The sequence below is a fragment of the Variovorax sp. OV084 genome, assembly GCF_900111625.1.
Taxonomy (GTDB): domain Bacteria; phylum Pseudomonadota; class Gammaproteobacteria; order Burkholderiales; family Burkholderiaceae_C; genus Variovorax.
Map to the genome: position 1 here is coordinate 42,645 of NZ_FOII01000006.1, position 15,639 is coordinate 58,283.

Below are 15,639 nucleotides of genomic sequence, written 5' to 3' on the forward strand. Positions count from 1 at the left end.
GAAAGGAGGTCATGGGGCCTCGGTCGCAGGTTGAAGACGCGGCAGCTCGCGCACGATGCGACGCCATTCCTCGCGCTCCGGCATGCCGGGCTTGCGCGCGCCGAAGAACATCGCCATCAGCTCGCCCTGCTGGTCGAAGGCTTCGACCGAAGTGACAACGCCGTCGCTGGTCGGCTTCTCGACGATCCAGACGCTGGCAATGCGGTCTTCACGCATGTGCAGGTTGAAGCCGGGGTCGAGCACGTTGAGCCAACGCATCGGCGTCGCGTTCTCGCCGTGGCCCTTCATTTCCATCGGTTCGATGCGCACCACCGGGCCGGAGTGGATCTGGATGCAACCTGGGCTGCCGACGAAAACCATGATCGGCGTGCCGTCGAACGCGGCTTCGTTCAGCAGGCTGCTGATGGCACTCAGTTCGGCGCGCTGAGTGAACTCGCCTTCGGTCAGGCGAAAGCTCTGTTGGCGCTCCACGCCGAACTTGTTCAGCAGGCCGAAGAACTCGTGCGTGTCCTGCATGCCGCGCCAGGCTTCGGCGAGGCCTGCCGTATCGATGGCGCCGTCTTCGCGCGGCGCTGCCTTGTCTTCGGGCGCGGCAAACACCACGGGTTCGTCCGGCGCGGTGAAGCTGTCGATGACCGACTGGAAGGCATCGCGGTCGGTGGCGTCGCGCACGAAGATCTTGTGCACGGCCACGCCCTGCGCATTGAAGAACTGCAGGCTCAGAGACGGCAGCACGCCCGGGTTGGCCGCTGCCTCGCTCACCGCGAAGCCCGCATGCCAGCGGCTGAAGAACAGCCGCAGGTCGATGGCCTCGCCCAGCGCGAGCCCCATCGCGTCGCTGCCCGACACCTTTTCATAGACACCGGTCTTCTCGTGCACCGTGGTCTCGTTGCGCGTGAGCGCCAGCACGGGGCCGCACAGCTCCAGCGCCTGCAGCAGCTCGACCCACGGGCCGTGCAGTCGCGTGGCGCGCAGGGCCTTGTCGTGCGTGTCCATGTGCGCGGCCACCGCTGCGCCTTCGGACAGGCCCATGGCCGCAGCGGCGTCCTTGTGGCGCATGCCCTTGGCGCGCAATGCGGCGAATCGGTCTCGGATGTCTTGGGCGTTGATCATCGGGTTTCCTTGTTGTGGCGAGAGCGGGGTGCGGCGATCAGAAGTCCGCCACGAGCGACACGTTGAAGCTGCGGCCCGGCTGGGTGTAGGCGTCGCGGATCGTCGAGGTCGAGGTCAGGCCGCGCACGTCGCTCCACATCCAGTAGCGCTTGTTGGTGAGATTGACGATTGCCGCAAGTCCTTGCGGATGCGCCACTGTGCGCTCAGGTCGAAGGTGGTGGCAGCGGGCGTCCGGAACTGGGTGCCGGTCGTGACCTCGGTGCCGTCGATGTCCGACCACTTCTTGCGTGCGTGGTTCACGGCGTCGAGGCGCACGCTCCACACCGGCGCCTGGTACTTGACGCCGACGCTGGCCTTGCTCGGGTCGATCGAGTTGAGCGGCCGGTTGTTGGTGCGGTCGCGCCCGCGCGTCTGGCCATAGGCGAAGGGCACGGAGAAGCCGTTGCCGTTGTCGGTGAAGTCGAGTTCGCCCTTGATCTCGAAGCCGCTGATGCGCGCGCGCCCGATGTTGACCGACTGGAAGGTCGCCGGATTGGTGCGCGAGCCGAACACGCCGCCGACCTGGCGGTCGTTCTCGATCAGGTCCTTGTAGTCACCGGTGAACGCGGCCACGTCGAAGCTCAGCACGCCGGTGCGCCCGCGCACGCCGAGCTCGATGTTCTGGCTCTTCTCGGGCTTGAGGTTCGGGTTGGGAATCGTCCTGTAGCCCGAGATCACGTTCTCGAAGAAGTTGTTGACCTGGAACGCGTTGGGCGCCTTGAAGCCAGAGGCGTAGTTGCCGTACACGCTCCATTGCGGCGTTGCGCGGAACAGCACGCCGAGCTTGGGCGATACGGCCGAGCCCGAGAGCGACACGGCCTGCGCGCCGAAGCCGGCCTGCTTCGCGTCGAGCGAGAAGCGGTCGAAGCGGATGCCCGGCGTGATGCTCCAGCGGTCGTGGATGAATTCGTCCTGCACGTAGAACGCGGACGAGGTCTCGCGCGTGTCGGGAAAGCGCTTGAGCGGGAAGGTCTCGCCGGCCGGGGGTACCAGGCCGGTCTGCAGGTTCTCGACGTTGGTGCGCGTGTAGTCGAAGCCGTAGGTGATCTTCTGTGCCCAATCGCCCGTGCGCACGGTCTTGTCGGCCTGCAGGCCGAACTGCCAGGTGCTTTCGTCGTAGGTGACGTCGCGCGTGCGGTCGGCGGCGGTGAAGCGGTCTTCGTAGATGAACTCGCGCGACTTCGCCTTCTGGTAGCTCACCACGGCGAGCAGGCTGTCGGCCATGACGGAGTCCAGGCGCAGGCGGCCGTCGTAGGTGAAGCGGTCGCGCTGCAGGTCGTTCTTCGCGTTGAGGCCGACGACCGAGGTGGACGCATAGGGCGGCTTGGCGACGCCCGAGAGCAGATCGTAGCGGCTGGTCTTCTCGATGTGCTCGAAGGTGAAGCCGTGGCGCTGGTCGGCATTGGGCGTGAGGATGACCTTGGCGAGCAGCGCCTTGTTGCGGTCGCGCTCGGGGTTGGGCGTGGTGCGGTCGACGTTGGCGGCGTTGTTGGTGCCCATGTTCTCCAGCGCGCCGGAGCGGCCCATGTTGGCCGAGATGAGCCACTGCAGCGTTTCGTTGGCCTTGCCCGCTAGCGTGACGCCACCATGCGTGCCGTTGTCGTCGCCGCTGTAGCCGATGCTGGCGCTGCCGCCGAAGCTCTTGCCGTCGCGCAGGTAGGACGACGGATCGCGCGTGATGAAGTTCACCAGGCCCGCGAGGCCGTCGGAGCCATAGAGCGCAGAGGCTGGGCCCTTGATGATCTCGATGCGCTCGACAAGGCTGATGTCGAAGTAGTCGCGCCCGAACGCGTTGGCGCTGAAGACATAGCTGCGCGGCGTGCGGATGCCGTCCGTCAGCAGCAGCACGCGGTTGCCGTCGAGGCCACGGATGTTGAAGCCCGCATTGCTGTCGCGGCCGGTGTTGCCCTGCGCGAGGCCGAAGCGCGCGGGGGCGCGCTTGACGGACACGTTGGGCAGGTCGCGCACCGCGTCGCGGATGTCGGTGATCTGCTTCGATTCGATGTCGTCGCGGTTGATGACCTCGGTGCTCACCGGAAGATCGTCCCTCGCCTGCTCCGAGCGCGAACCGCTCACCACCACTTCATTGAGCGCCGCGACGCGCTGGGCCCACGAGGGTGCCGAAAGACCGAGCCCGGAGGCGATCAGGCAGGGCAGGAGGGCAAGGCGATGGGAGGGACGTCGGTTGAGTTTGGAGGCCACGAAAAAAGGTCCAGAAACAGTTAAAGAACTGCTTGCTGGACCTTCAGGCGCAGAAGACTGCGCGAACGACCTGGCTGGCAATGAAGGGCTGTCGCCCAAGCCTTTTATTGTATGAGAACAATTCTCATTGAAACAACTTAAGGCTTACTCAAGCAGGGGCCGATGTGCGGATCAGATGGTCGAACGCACCGAGCGCCGCCTTCGCGCCGTCGCCGGCCGCGATGATGATCTGCTTGAACGGCACCGTGGTGGCATCACCGGCTGCGAACACACCGGGCACGGAGGTCTGGCCGCGTGCGTCGACGATGATTTCGCCGTGCTTCGACAGCTCGACCGTGCCCTTGAGCCAGTCGGTGTTGGGCACGAGGCCGATCTGGATGAACACGCCTTCGAGCTCGACCTTCTTCAGCTCGCCCGTGGCGCGGTCCTTGTAGACCAGGCCGTTGACCTTCTGGTCGCCGGTGATCTCGGTGGTCTGCGCGTTGGTGAACACGTCGACGTTCTTCAGGCTCCTGAGCTTGCGCTGCAGCACGGCGTCGGCGCGCAATTGCGTGTCGAACTCGATCAGCGTGACGTGGCCCACGATGCCGGCCAGGTCGATCGCCGCTTCGACGCCCGAGTTGCCGCCACCGATCACCGCGACGCGCTTGCCCTTGAACAGTGGGCCGTCGCAGTGCGGGCAGTAGGCCACGCCCTTGTTCTTGAACTCGTGCTCGCCGGGCACGTTGATGTTGCGCCAGCGTGCGCCGGTCGAAATGATGACCGACTTGCTCTTGAGCGACGCGCCGCTTTCCAGCTTCACCTCGATGAGGTCGCTGCCGGGCACCAGCGCTTTTGCGCGCTGCAGATTCATGATGTCGACCTCGTAGTCGCGCACATGCTCTTCGAGCGCGTGCGCGAACTTCGGTCCTTCGGTTTCCTTGATCGAGATGAAGTTCTCGATGCCCATGGTGTCGAGCACCTGGCCGCCGAAACGCTCGGAGGCAACGCCGGTGCGGATGCCCTTGCGCGCTGCGTACACCGCTGCTGCCGCGCCGGCAGGGCCGCCGCCGACGATCAGCACGTCGAACGGGTCTTTGGCGGCGATCTTCTTCGCTTCGCGCTCGACGCCGCTGGTGTCGATCTTGGCGAGAATCTCTTCCAAGCTCATGCGGCCCTGGCCGAACTCGGTGCCGTTCAGGAACACGGTGGGCACGGCCATGATCTGGCGTTCCTTCACTTCTTCCTGGAAGGTGCCGCCTTCGATCATCGTGGTGCGGATGCGCGGGTTCTGCACCGCCATCAGGTTCAGCGCCTGGACCACGTCGGGGCAGTTGTGGCAGGTGAGCGAGACGTAGATCTCGAACTCGAAGTCGCCGTCGAGCGCCTTGATCTGGTCGAGCACTGCCTGCTCGACCTTGGGGGGATAGCCGCCGATCTGCAGCAACGCAAGGATCAGCGACGTGAACTCATGGCCCATCGGCAGGCCGGCAAAGCGCGGGCCGTGGTTTTCGCTCGGGCGGTTGACCGAGAACGAGGGCTTGCGATGGTTGTCGTCGCGGCTTTCGGTCAGCTTGACCAGCGGGGACGATTCGGCAACGTCCTTCAGCAGCGACAGCATTTCGCCCGAGGCCTTGCTGTCGTCGAGCGAGGCGACGATCTCGATCGGCTGCGTGGCGCGTTCGAGGTAACTCTTCAATTGGGCTTTGGTGCTTGCGTCGAGCATGAGGGACTCTCTTTCGATAACTGAAAACTATCAACTGGGGGCAAAAAAGCCCGGGGCCTCGTGAGCGCCCGGGCTTTCGCGCGGGAGACGCTTAGATCTTGCCGACGAGGTCGAACGACGGCGCGATCGTCTTGTCGCCTTCATTCCACTTGGCCGGGCAGACTTCGTTCGGGTGAGCAGCGGTGTAGACCGCGGCCTTGAGCTTGCGCAGGGTTTCCTTGACGTCGCGGGCGATTTCGTTGGAGTGCACTTCGGCGGTCTTGATGATGCCTTCAGGGTTGATCACGAAGGTGCCGCGCAGTGCCAGGCCTTCTTCGGGGATGTGCACGCCGAAAGCGTTGGTCAGCGTGTGGGTCGGGTCGCCCACCAGGGGGAACTTGGCCTTGCCGACGGCCGGCGAGGTGTCGTGCCAGACCTTGTGCGAGAAGTGCGTGTCGGTGGTCACGATGTAGACCTCGGCACCCAGCTTCTGGAACTCGGGGTAATTGTCGGCCGCGTCTTCGACTTCGGTCGGGCAGTTGAAGGTGAACGCCGCCGGCATGAAGATCAGCACGGACCACTTGCCCTTGAGCGTCTCGTCGGACACATCGATGAACTTGCCGTTGAGGTAGGCCTGGGTCTTGAAGGGCTGGACTTGGGTGTTGATCAGGGACATTGAAATTCCTTAGATGCTGCGGTTGGACAAAGATAAGTGCGAGCCATGAGTATAACTACCAATTCAATACATTTGATAGTCAGTATCTATTAAAAGTATTAGGACTTGCTATGTTTACGATGACCGCGAAACGCGTTTGGCGATACATCAATACGAACGTGTATCACCATCACACGCATGCAGACCGGCGCAGCATGGGATTGCTTGCAAGTGCCACTGCGCCCCTCTGACAATCGCTGCTTTCAGAACAAGGAAAAAACCATGAAGGGCGACCCCAAGGTCATCGAACATCTGCAGGCGCAGCTCAAGAACGAGCTCACCGCGATCAACCAGTACTTCCTCCACTACCGCATGCTCAAGCACTGGGGTCTGGACAAGCTGGCGAAGAAGGAATACGAGGAATCGATCGGCGAAATGAAGCACGCCGACAAGCTGATGGACCGCATCTTCATGCTCGACGGCCTGCCGAACCTGCAGGACCTGGGCAAGCTGAACATCGGCGAAGACGTGCCCGAACTGCTGCGCTGCGACCTCGGCGCAGAAACCGGCGCGCAGGCCACCATCAAGGACGGCATCGCGCATTGCGAATCGGTGCGCGACTATGTCTCGCGCGATCTGCTGCAAGAGATCCTGGACGACACCGAAGAGCACATCGACTTTCTCGAAACCCAGATCGACCTGATCGACAAGGTCGGGGTGCAGAACTATCTGCAATCGCAGATGGGCGAACTTGAGTAAGGCAAAGCTCTCGCACCAGCCAATCAACGGGACTTCGGTCCCGTTTTTTATTGCTTTACGTAACTTAACTCTGCACGAATAACAGTCATTCTCATTTGCACGGATAAAATCCGCGCCTTCGATGACTGCCACCCGCCCCGACAACCGCCGCCGTGCCTACTGGCTCAAGACCCTGCACGAATGGCATTGGGTGAGTTCGGCCATCTGCCTCATCGGCATGATCCTGTTCAGCGTCACGGGCTTCACGCTCAACCACGCGGGACAGATCGAGGCCAAGCCGGCCGTCACGAAATTGAGCGGTTCGATCGACGAAGCCCTTCGCGCGCAACTCGAAAAGCAGTTGCCCGCCGCCAAGGCCAGCAAGGGGAAAGCGCCCTTGCCCACCGAACTCCAGACCTGGGTGCAGACGCACTGGGACGTCGGCACCGCCGGCCGCGAGGCCGAGTGGTCGGACGACGAAATCTATCTCTCGCTCCCCCGCCCCGGTGGCGACGCCTGGCTGCGCCTGAGCCTGGCCGACGGCGAAATCGAATACGAGCGCACCGACCGCGGCTGGCTCTCCTACTTCAACGACCTCCACAAGGGCCGCAACACCGGCGCCGCGTGGAGCTGGTTCATAGACATCTTCGCGGGCGCCGCCCTGGTCTTCTCGATCACCGGCCTGTTCATTCTCAAGATGCATGCAGGCAACCGGCCGTTCACCTGGCCGATGGTAGGCATGGGGCTCGTCGTGCCGGTGCTGCTCGCGCTTATGTTCATTCACTGATTCATTCATCAATCGTCGATCCAGGAAAAGAGGTTTCCCGTGCACGTTCGCTATTCACTCGCGCCGCTGGCCATGTCGGCGCTGTTCGCAGCCCCGGCCTTTGCGTCGGGACTGGCCGTCAACATCGAGATACCCCGGCTGAACGTCTCCGAGTACCACCGCCCCTACGTGGCAACCTGGATCGAGCGCGCCGACAACACCGTCGCCGGCACGCTGGCCGTCTGGTACGACGTGCGCACCAAGACCAACAACCCCGAAGGCGAAGGCACGAAATGGTTGAAGGACATGCGCCAGTGGTGGCGCCGCGGCGGCCGCGAACTCGCGGTGCCGGTCGACGGCGTGACGGGCGCCACCAAGCCCGCCGGCAAGCACCAGCTGAGCTTCACCGAAGGCACGGCGCCCATGCCCAAGCTCGCACCGGGCGCCTACAAGCTCGTGGTGGAAGCCGCGCGCGAAGTCGGTGGCCGCGAGGTCGTGAGCATTCCCTTCCAGTGGCCGCCGACGGCAGCCGCGCAGCCAACTGCCACGGGCAAGGAAGAGCTCGGCGAGATCAAGCTCGAACTCAAGCCCTGACTTGCGCCGCACAGCCCCTTTCACCGCCAGCCCGTCACATCAAGGAACTGCCATGACCCATTTCAACCTGCGCGCTGCCTCCATCGCCATTGCCCTGTCAGCCGCCGCTTCGCTCGCCCAGGCGCACAACGCCTGGCTGCTGCCCTCTTCCACCGTGTTCTCCAAGGCCGACACCGTCACCGTCGATGCCGCGGTGTCGAACGACTTGTTCGTTGCCAACCACGCACCGCTGCGACTCGACGGCCTGCAGATCACCGCGCCTGATGGCAGCACCATCAAGCCCGAGACCGAAGCCAAGCTCAAGCTGCGCAACGTGTTCGACGTGAACGTGGCGCAATCGGGCACCTATCGCATCGCCGTGATCAATGCCGGCGCCTTCGCGAGCTGGAAGGACAAGGCCACGGGCCAGACCAAGCGCGCGCGCGGCACGGCTGAGACCATCGGCAAGGAAATCCCGGCCGATGCGCAGGACGTGACGGTCACCCAGTCGTCCGGCCGCATCGAGACCTTCGTGACGGTCGGCAAGCCTTCGGCGCTCAAGCCGACCGGCCAGGGGCTGGAGCTGATCGCCACCGGCAGCCCGACCGACCTGGTCAAGGGCGAGAAGGCCACCTTCACGCTGAACCTCGACGGCCAACCCGCCAAAGGCCTCGAAGTGACGGTGACGGCAGGCAACACCCAGTACCGCGACAAGCTCGAAGAAATCAAGCTCAAGACCGACGACAAGGGCCAGTTCAGCGTGACCTGGCCGGCCGCCGGCATGTACTGGCTCGACGCCAGCACCAAGGACAACAAGACCACGGTGCCGCAAGCCAAGGAACGCCGCCTGAACTACGCGGCCACCCTTGAAGTGATGCCCTGACGCAGCAAGCCACCTTGGGCATTTCGTTCAGCACATGGCGCGCTGGCGGCTACGCCAACGCGGCCGTACCGCGTCCCGCCGATCCCGCGACCCTGCAGCAGCTTGGCGGGCAGACCATGGGCACGACCTGGTCGCTGCGCTTCGACAATCCGCGGATGCTGCCGCTGGCGCAGGTGCGCGCGGCCGTCGAATCGGCGCTTGGCCGTGTGATCGCGCAGATGAGCCACTGGGAGCCGGACTCGGACATCAGCCGGTTCAACCGGGCGCCAGCCGGGTCGCTGCACGTGCTGCCCGCGGAGTTCGCCGAGGTGATGCGCTGTGCTGCGCGATGGGCAGCAGCCAGCGGTGGTGCGATCGATCCGACGGTCGGTCCGCTCGTCGCTTGCTGGGGCTTCGGCCCCGAAGCGCGTGAAGGCGGCCTACCTGCTGCAAAGGCCCTGGCCGATGCGCGTGCGCGCGTCGGCTGGTCGCGGCTGGCCTTCGATTCGGTCGATGGCTCGCTGCTGCAACCGGGCGGCGTCGCGCTCGACCTTTCGGGCATTGCCAAGGGCTTCGCGGTCGACCACGGCGTCGAGGCGCTGCGCGCACTTGGCCTTGTCGACCTTCTCTTTGAAGTCGGCGGAGAGTTGCGAGGCACCGGGCAACGTCCCGGTGGGCAGCCCTGGCAAGTGCTCGTCGACGGCGACCCGACCAAGGCGCGGCGCGTTGCGCTCGCCGACATGACCATCGCCACTTCGGGCGACCGCTGGCATCGGCGCTCGCACGAAGGGCGCCACTGGTCGCACACCATCGATCCGCGCACGGGCGAGCCTGTCGCTCATGCGCTGGCCAGCGTCACCGTGCTGCACGTGGAATGCATGCAGGCCGACGCGCTGGCCACCGTGCTGACGGTGCTGGGCCCGGACGAAGGATTCGACTTTGCGCAGCAGCACGACGTTGCCGCGCTGTTCGTGAGCCATGGCGACGCATCGCCTGCGGCAAAGGCCACGCGCGCGTGGCCCGCACTGGCCGGGGCATGAACGACCTCACCTTGCGCGCGCTGGGTGCGGGTTCCACCGTGGTGGCGTATGCGGCGCTTTGTGCGTCGATCTACATGCGCGAGCGCAGGCGTCAAGCCGCTGCCGCACGCGACGCCGTGGCGCTCTCGGGGAGCGGCGACGAGCCCCCCATTCTCGTGCTGTTCGCCAGCCAGACCGGCCAGGCCGAAGCCATCGCCTGGCAGACCGCGCGGCAGCTGAGCGCCGCAGGCATGCCGGCTCGCGTGATGGAGCTGAACACGCTCGATGCCCCGACGCTTGCCGCCGCGCGGCGTGCACTCTTCATCGCAAGCACCTACGGCGAAGGCGACGCACCTGATGGCGCCAGCGTGTTCGCCGAACGCGTGATGATGAATTCGCCACCCAAGCTGCCTTCGCTGCGCTATGCCGTTCTGGCGCTGGGCGACCGCCAGTACGCCAACTTCTGCGGCTTCGGCCGCGCGCTCGACGAGTGGCTGCTTGCGACGGGCGCCAAGCGCGAGTTCGATCGCATCGAGGTCGACACCAGCGACCCTGCGGCACTGGCCGCATGGCAGGCGCAATGGGGCGATATGCCAGCGGCCGACGACAGCGCGACTACCAGCTTCACGCAGTGGCGGCTCGTTGCACGCGAGCGGCTCAATCAAGGCAGTGCGGGCGCACCTGTCTTCCACCTCGGACTTGTGCCGCAGGCCGGTGCGATGCCGCATTGGGTTTCGGGCGACCTGGCGCAGGTGGCGGTGGCGAGCGATCCGGCGCGCCCGCGCGACTATTCGATCTCATCCGTGCATGCCGACGGCGAACTGCAATTGCTCGTCCGGCAGGAGCAACATCCCGACGGGACGCTTGGTGCTGCGTCAGGGCTGCTCACGTCCACCCTCAGCATCGGCGACACGGTGGCCTTGCGGCTGCGGCCTCATCGGGGATTCCGCCTGGATGGCAACGAAACGCGGCCGCTGATCCTCATCGGCAATGGCACCGGCCTGGCTGGTCTGCGCGCGCACCTGCGGGCCCGTGCCGCCGCGGGCAGGCACGACAACTGGCTGGTGTTCGGCGAACGCCAGGCGGCCCACGACTTCCTTTATCGCGAAGAAATCGAAACCTGGCAGGCCAACGGCGTGCTGCAGCGGCTCGACATGGTGTTCTCGCGCGATCAGGCGGAGCGCTTCTATGTCCAGCACCGGCTGCTGCAGTCGGCCGACGCCTTGCTGCGGTGGCTGCACGACGGCGCGGCCGTCTATGTCTGCGGAAGCTTGCAAGGCATGGCGTCGGGCGTGGACGCCGCGTTGCGGCAGGTTGCGGGTGAGGCGCTGGTGAATGAGCTGACAGCCAGCGGGCGCTATCGCCGCGACGTCTATTGAGGCCCGCACGCCTGCTTCAGTTGCGCGATAGCAACAGAAAGCAAAACTTTCGGATTAGAAAGTGCTCCATCTGCGTTTCGTCGTATTGAGAAGCAATATCATTCTCAGCGATTTACAAACGCTTTGTAAGTCGACTCACCCAGCCAGTCCGCCCTCGCTTCTCCAGAAAACGCAGGCCGCCAGGACATCGCCAGTCGAGTCCTGCTGCCGCCCTTTTCGGAGAAGAACTTCATGGCCTACATCAAGAGCCGCAAACACACCGTTTCGCGCGCCGTTCCACACCTCTCAGGCGCTGCCGCCGCCACGCTGATGGCCATTGCGGCCCCAGCCGCTCTCGCCCAATCGGGTGGCGCGCTGCCTGAAGTCCGCGTGCAGGACTCCACCGCCGCCGACTACAAGACCGACAACTCGTCGAACCCCAAGTTCACGGCTCCTCTGGTGAACACGCCCCAAACCATCCAGGTCATCAAGGAACAGATCATTCGCGACCAGGGCGCGACCACCCTGACCGAGGCGCTGCGCAACACACCCGGCGTGGGCACCTTCTTCCTCGGGGAAAACGGCAACACCAACACAGGCGACGCCGTCTTCATGCGCGGCTTCGACAGCTCGAGCGCGATCTTCGTCGACGGCATCCGCGACCTGGGCTCGGTGTCGCGCGACGTGTTCAACATCGAACAGATCGAGGTCGTGAAGGGCCCGTCGGGCACCGACGTGGGCCGCACCTCGCCCACCGGCTACATCAACCTCGTCACCAAGAAGCCGAAGCTCGAAGACAGCTTCCTTGGTTCGCTCAGCTTCGGCAGCGCCGACTTCAAGCGCGGCAGCGTCGACTGGAACAAGTCGCTCAGCAGCGCCAACGGCATCGGCGCGGCGTTCCGCCTCAATGCAGTAACCGAAGACGGCGGCGTGGCCGGCCGCGATTTCGTCAAGAACAAGCGCACGGCGATCGCCCCGTCGCTGGCCCTCGGCCTGAACAGCCCGACGCGTATCTTCCTCGACTACCTGCACGTCAAGCAGAACAACATTCCCGATGGCGGTGTGCCCACCATCGGCCTGCCGGGCTACAGCACGCCTGACGCCACCGCGATCACGCGCGGCCTGGCGCGCCGCACCTACCTGAACGCCGCCGCGCGCGTGGATTCGAGCAACTTCTACGGCACCAGCTCGGACTTCGACAATGTGACCGCGGACATGTTCACCGCGCGCATCGAGCACGACCTGACGCCCGACATCACCATCCGCAACACCACGCGCTACGGCAAGACCTCGCAGGACTACATGCTGACGTCGTTCATGGGCGGCGGCCTCACGGCGTCGGCAACCGGTGTCGGCCAACTGCCGGCCGCGAACGCGGGCTTCCTCAACACGGTGATCCCCACGATTCCCGCCAGCTGGACCGTCACGCGCAACCTGCCCACCAACAAGGACCAGGAAAACACGATCTTCACCAACCAGACGAGCGTGTCGGCCAAGTTCAACACCGGCAGCATCAGCCACTCGTTCAACGGCGGCCTCGAATTCATCCGCGAGAAGCAGACCGCCAACAACTACTACGCTGCGGGCTACCCCAGCGTAGGCACCACGCTGGCAGCAGCCGGTTCGTGGCCAGCCGCCAACCTGTACAACCCGAACCCGTACGTGAGCGGCTACAACCGCATTGCCAACGGCACCGGCTCGGACGGCAGCACCGACACCATCGGCCTCTACGCCTTCGACACGCTCAAGTTCAACGAGCAATGGCAGTTGACCGCCGGCCTGCGCTATGACCACTACTCGACCACGTACAACGCCACCGCGCTGACGCTGGCACGCACCGGCAACGGCCCGCAGACCTCGACGATCACGCCGACCAACCTGAAGCTGTCGGACAACCTGCTCTCCGGCAAGATCGGCCTGGTCTACAAGCCCACCGAGAACAGCAGCGTCTACGCGGCCTACGGCACCGCCGCACAGCCGCCGGGCGGCGCCAACTTCCAGCTGGCCGCCAGCGGCACCGGCAACAGCGCCGGGCGCACCGACTTCCTGCCGCAGAAGGCCAAGACCTACGAGGTCGGCACCAAGTGGGACGTGATGAACAAGCGCGTGGCCCTGACGGCGGCGCTGTACCGCACCGACGTGAGCAACGAAGTCGTGCAGGACGCGGTCTCGCAGCAGTACTTCCAGACCGGCAAGAAGCGCGTGCAGGGCGTCGAGCTGGGCGTATCAGGCGCGCTGACCGATAACTGGGGCGTGAGCTCGGGCTTCACCACCATGAACACCCGTGTGGCGAGCGGCCCCTCGGTGCTGGCCGATGGCTCGACCGCCCTCGCCTACACGCCGAAGAAGGCCTTCACGCTCTGGACCACCTACCAGTTCCCGTTCGGCCTGACTGTCGGCGGCGGCGCCCGCTACAACGGCAAGCTGCAGCGCGGCACCGACGGTGCGGTGGGAACGCCGGCGTACGTCGATTCGTACTGGGTGTTCGATGCGATGGCCTCCTATCGCATCAACAAGAACATCGACATCCAGCTGAACCTGTACAACCTGTTCGACAAGGACTACGTGGCGGCCATCAACAAGAGCGGCTACCGCTACACGCCGGGCACGCCGCGCTCGGCCAAGATCACCGCGAACTTCGCGTTCTGACGGTCCTTGTGCGCGCCGGGTTCGCCCGGTGCGGTGCGAAACTCGAGCCCCGGCCCGCGCCGGGGCTTTTCTCTTTGCGGAGTTCCTGAAAATGATGCTGCATGTGCCCGAAGTGCTGAGCCCTGACCAGGTGCGCGAAATGCGCGCCGCGCTCGACGCCACGCAATGGACCGACGGGCGCGAGACGGTCGGCGCACAAGGCGCGCAGGTCAAGCGCAATCGCCAGTTGCCGGAACAGTCGGCCGTCGGCCGGGAGCTGGGCAACATCGTGCTGGCCGCGCTGGCCCGGCACTCGCTCTTTTTCTCGGCAGCGCTTCCGTCGCGCTTCGTGCCGCCGCTGTTCAATCGCTACGAGGGGGGCGAGCATTACGGCGTTCATGTCGACGGTGCGGTCCGTGCTCTGCCCGGCAGTGGTCAACAACTGCGCACTGACCTGTCGTGCACCCTCTTCCTGTGCGACCCCGAAGACTACGAGGGCGGCGAACTGGAGGTGATCGACACCTACGGCTCGCACGAAGTGAAGCTGCCGGCCGGCGATCTCATCCTCTACCCGGCCAGCAGCCTGCATCGCGTTCACCCTGTGACCCGGGGTGCGCGGATCTGCTCATTTTTCTGGCTGCAGAGCATGGTGCGAAACGATCAGCAGCGCAGCATGCTGTTCGAGCTCGACCAGAACATCCAGAAACTGCGCGCGCGCCTCGACGAATGCGAGGAAACGGTGGCGCTGACCGGGCACTATCACAACCTGCTGCGGCTCTGGTCGGAGGTCTGATTCCGGGGGAACAAGATGTTGCATGAATCAGTAACACATAGTTATTGCAAATGCGATGGATTCTTATTTATAATCGACCACATCCAACAGCCAGCCAACTGCCGCTTTCACAGCCATGATCGTTTGCGTCTGCCGCCGAGTCTCCGACCGAGAAATCGCACGCCACGTGCGGGCCGGCATGACTTTTGACGAAGTGCAATTCGAACTTGGCGTGGCCACCCAGTGTGGTCAATGTGAAGGTTGTGCGCGCGATATCGTCGCGCAGTGCAGCGCTTCGCATCCGGTCGCCGCGCTGAATTGCGATTCGGGTCCGAGAGCGATCCAGCTTGCCAACTCCATCAAGGAAAGCAAGGCATGGAACTCGTCTCGGCACTCGGCGGCAGCCTGATTCTGGTCGCAGGTTCGGTCTGGTGGATCTTTCGCAAGTAGCGCGCGTGGCGTCTTCGTAGCGGTTTTGCTGCAATCGGGGCACCTTTCGCGGTGCCCGCATTCGAATGGTTGATCGTGTCTGACCGCTTTGCTCCCCCCCCATCCGTCCTTGGCCTTTCGCGCAATGTCGTCATTGCCGGCGGTGTCATCCTGTTTCACGCGGCCGCGCTCTGGGCGCTTCAAAGCGGATTGCTGCGCCGCGCCGCTGAAGTGGTGATTCCCGTCGAAATATTGAGCCAGTTCGTCGAGCCACCGAAGCCGAAGGCGGACCCGCCTCCGCCGCCACCACCACCGCCCCAACCCAAGGTGACCAAGGCGCCGCCTCCGCCGCGGCCCCAGGCCATTCGCGAGCCGAAGCCCACGCCGGCGCCCATGGCGCCCGTCGGCGTCACGGAACCGCCCCCACCGGCAACGCCGCCGGCACCTCCCGCTCCACCGGCGCCGCCCGCGCCACCACCTGCCCCCCCGGCGCCACCGGCCGTGCAGTTGCCGTCGAGCAATGCCGACTATCTTCAGAATCCGAAAGCCACCTACCCCGCCATGAGCAAACGGCTCGGCGAACAGGGCAAGGTGATCGTGCGGGTGCTCGTCGGTGTCGACGGTCTGCCCAAGAGCGCCGAGGTCAAGAAATCCAGCGGCTTCGATCGCCTCGACGAGGCGGCCGTGGAATACATCATGAAATGCCGGTTTGTGCCCGGCAAGGTCAACGGCGTGGTGCAGGCCATGTCCTATGACGCCCCCGTCAATTACGTCCTGAACTAATTTTTCTCTGGAGCAACT

Annotated in this window: 14 protein-coding genes; 10 read left to right on the forward strand and 4 right to left on the reverse strand. The window is 64.7% G+C overall.

Features of this window, described 5'->3' with window-relative positions:
* Nucleotides 1-9: 9 nt before the first annotated feature.
* From BMW87_RS17470 to ahpC, 4 genes are all read right to left on the reverse strand, one after another.
* Nucleotides 10-1,113, reverse strand: coding sequence for a hemin-degrading factor (locus BMW87_RS17470; RefSeq protein WP_093077682.1), 1,104 nt, complete (start codon nucleotides 1,111-1,113; stop codon nucleotides 10-12).
* A 114-nt stretch (nucleotides 1,114-1,227) separates the two neighbouring features.
* Complete coding sequence (locus BMW87_RS17475; RefSeq protein ID WP_256216810.1) at nucleotides 1,228-3,354, reverse strand: TonB-dependent hemoglobin/transferrin/lactoferrin family receptor; 2,127 nt, start codon at nucleotides 3,352-3,354, stop codon at nucleotides 1,228-1,230.
* A gap of 148 nt (nucleotides 3,355-3,502) precedes the next feature.
* Nucleotides 3,503-5,059 carry an alkyl hydroperoxide reductase subunit F gene (gene ahpF / locus BMW87_RS17480; protein WP_093051121.1) on the reverse strand — a complete coding sequence of 519 codons (1,557 nt, stop codon included), beginning with the start codon at nucleotides 5,057-5,059 and terminating at the stop codon, nucleotides 3,503-3,505.
* A 91-nt stretch (nucleotides 5,060-5,150) separates the two neighbouring features.
* Nucleotides 5,151-5,714, reverse strand: a complete 564-nt coding sequence (ahpC, locus tag BMW87_RS17485) for an alkyl hydroperoxide reductase subunit C (RefSeq protein ID WP_007830764.1) — start codon at nucleotides 5,712-5,714, stop codon at nucleotides 5,151-5,153.
* Between the two features lie 261 nt (nucleotides 5,715-5,975).
* On the opposite strand from ahpC, the gene bfr reads away from it, so the two are divergent.
* From bfr to BMW87_RS17535, 10 genes are all read left to right on the forward strand, one after another.
* Complete coding sequence (gene bfr / locus BMW87_RS17490) at nucleotides 5,976-6,452, forward strand: bacterioferritin (protein ID WP_007830763.1); 477 nt, start codon at nucleotides 5,976-5,978, stop codon at nucleotides 6,450-6,452.
* Between the two features lie 121 nt (nucleotides 6,453-6,573).
* The gene (locus BMW87_RS17495) at nucleotides 6,574-7,218 is read left to right on the forward strand and encodes a PepSY-associated TM helix domain-containing protein (RefSeq protein WP_093051127.1); all 645 of its coding nucleotides are present in this window, start codon (nucleotides 6,574-6,576) and stop codon (nucleotides 7,216-7,218) included.
* A gap of 72 nt (nucleotides 7,219-7,290) precedes the next feature.
* Nucleotides 7,291-7,791 carry a DUF2271 domain-containing protein gene (locus BMW87_RS17500; protein ID WP_371127353.1) on the forward strand — a complete coding sequence of 167 codons (501 nt, stop codon included), beginning with the start codon at nucleotides 7,291-7,293 and terminating at the stop codon, nucleotides 7,789-7,791.
* A gap of 52 nt (nucleotides 7,792-7,843) precedes the next feature.
* Nucleotides 7,844-8,653: a DUF4198 domain-containing protein gene (locus BMW87_RS17505; protein ID WP_093077684.1), complete on the forward strand. Its 810-nt coding sequence runs from the start codon at nucleotides 7,844-7,846 to the stop codon at nucleotides 8,651-8,653.
* A 14-nt stretch (nucleotides 8,654-8,667) separates the two neighbouring features.
* Nucleotides 8,668-9,672 carry an FAD:protein FMN transferase gene (locus BMW87_RS17510; RefSeq protein ID WP_093077686.1) on the forward strand — a complete coding sequence of 335 codons (1,005 nt, stop codon included), beginning with the start codon at nucleotides 8,668-8,670 and terminating at the stop codon, nucleotides 9,670-9,672.
* On the forward strand, nucleotides 9,669-11,030 hold the full coding sequence (locus tag BMW87_RS17515) for a sulfite reductase subunit alpha (RefSeq protein ID WP_093077687.1): 1,362 nt from the start codon (nucleotides 9,669-9,671) through the stop codon (nucleotides 11,028-11,030). The genes BMW87_RS17510 and BMW87_RS17515 overlap by 4 nt, the downstream gene beginning before the upstream one ends.
* Nucleotides 11,031-11,261: 231 nt before the next feature.
* Entirely contained in the window at nucleotides 11,262-13,658 is a 2,397-nt protein-coding gene (locus tag BMW87_RS17520; RefSeq protein ID WP_093051136.1) for a catecholate siderophore receptor Fiu, read from the forward strand.
* Nucleotides 13,659-13,749: 91 nt separating this feature from the next.
* Nucleotides 13,750-14,430, forward strand: coding sequence for a Fe2+-dependent dioxygenase (locus BMW87_RS17525; protein WP_093077689.1), 681 nt, complete (start codon nucleotides 13,750-13,752; stop codon nucleotides 14,428-14,430).
* A gap of 115 nt (nucleotides 14,431-14,545) precedes the next feature.
* Nucleotides 14,546-14,818 carry a (2Fe-2S)-binding protein gene (locus BMW87_RS17530; protein ID WP_093051142.1) on the forward strand — a complete coding sequence of 91 codons (273 nt, stop codon included), beginning with the start codon at nucleotides 14,546-14,548 and terminating at the stop codon, nucleotides 14,816-14,818.
* A 92-nt stretch (nucleotides 14,819-14,910) separates the two neighbouring features.
* The gene (locus tag BMW87_RS17535) at nucleotides 14,911-15,621 is read left to right on the forward strand and encodes an energy transducer TonB (protein WP_093077691.1); all 711 of its coding nucleotides are present in this window, start codon (nucleotides 14,911-14,913) and stop codon (nucleotides 15,619-15,621) included.
* Nucleotides 15,622-15,639: the final 18 nt, after the last annotated feature.

Coding starts and splice junctions, on each gene's coding strand:
- BMW87_RS17470 (WP_093077682.1), bottom strand. CDS start 1,113: ATGATCAACGCCCAAGACATCCGAGACCGATTCGCCGCATTGCGCGCC.
- ahpF (WP_093051121.1), bottom strand. CDS start 5,059: ATGCTCGACGCAAGCACCAAAGCCCAATTGAAGAGTTACCTCGAACGC.
- ahpC (WP_007830764.1), bottom strand. CDS start 5,714: ATGTCCCTGATCAACACCCAAGTCCAGCCCTTCAAGACCCAGGCCTAC.
- bfr (WP_007830763.1), top strand. CDS start 5,976: ATGAAGGGCGACCCCAAGGTCATCGAACATCTGCAGGCGCAGCTCAAG.
- BMW87_RS17495 (WP_093051127.1), top strand. CDS start 6,574: ATGACTGCCACCCGCCCCGACAACCGCCGCCGTGCCTACTGGCTCAAG.
- BMW87_RS17500 (WP_371127353.1), top strand. CDS start 7,291: ATGTCGGCGCTGTTCGCAGCCCCGGCCTTTGCGTCGGGACTGGCCGTC.
- BMW87_RS17505 (WP_093077684.1), top strand. CDS start 7,844: ATGACCCATTTCAACCTGCGCGCTGCCTCCATCGCCATTGCCCTGTCA.
- BMW87_RS17515 (WP_093077687.1), top strand. CDS start 9,669: ATGAACGACCTCACCTTGCGCGCGCTGGGTGCGGGTTCCACCGTGGTG.
- BMW87_RS17520 (WP_093051136.1), top strand. CDS start 11,262: ATGGCCTACATCAAGAGCCGCAAACACACCGTTTCGCGCGCCGTTCCA.
- BMW87_RS17525 (WP_093077689.1), top strand. CDS start 13,750: ATGATGCTGCATGTGCCCGAAGTGCTGAGCCCTGACCAGGTGCGCGAA.
- BMW87_RS17530 (WP_093051142.1), top strand. CDS start 14,546: ATGATCGTTTGCGTCTGCCGCCGAGTCTCCGACCGAGAAATCGCACGC.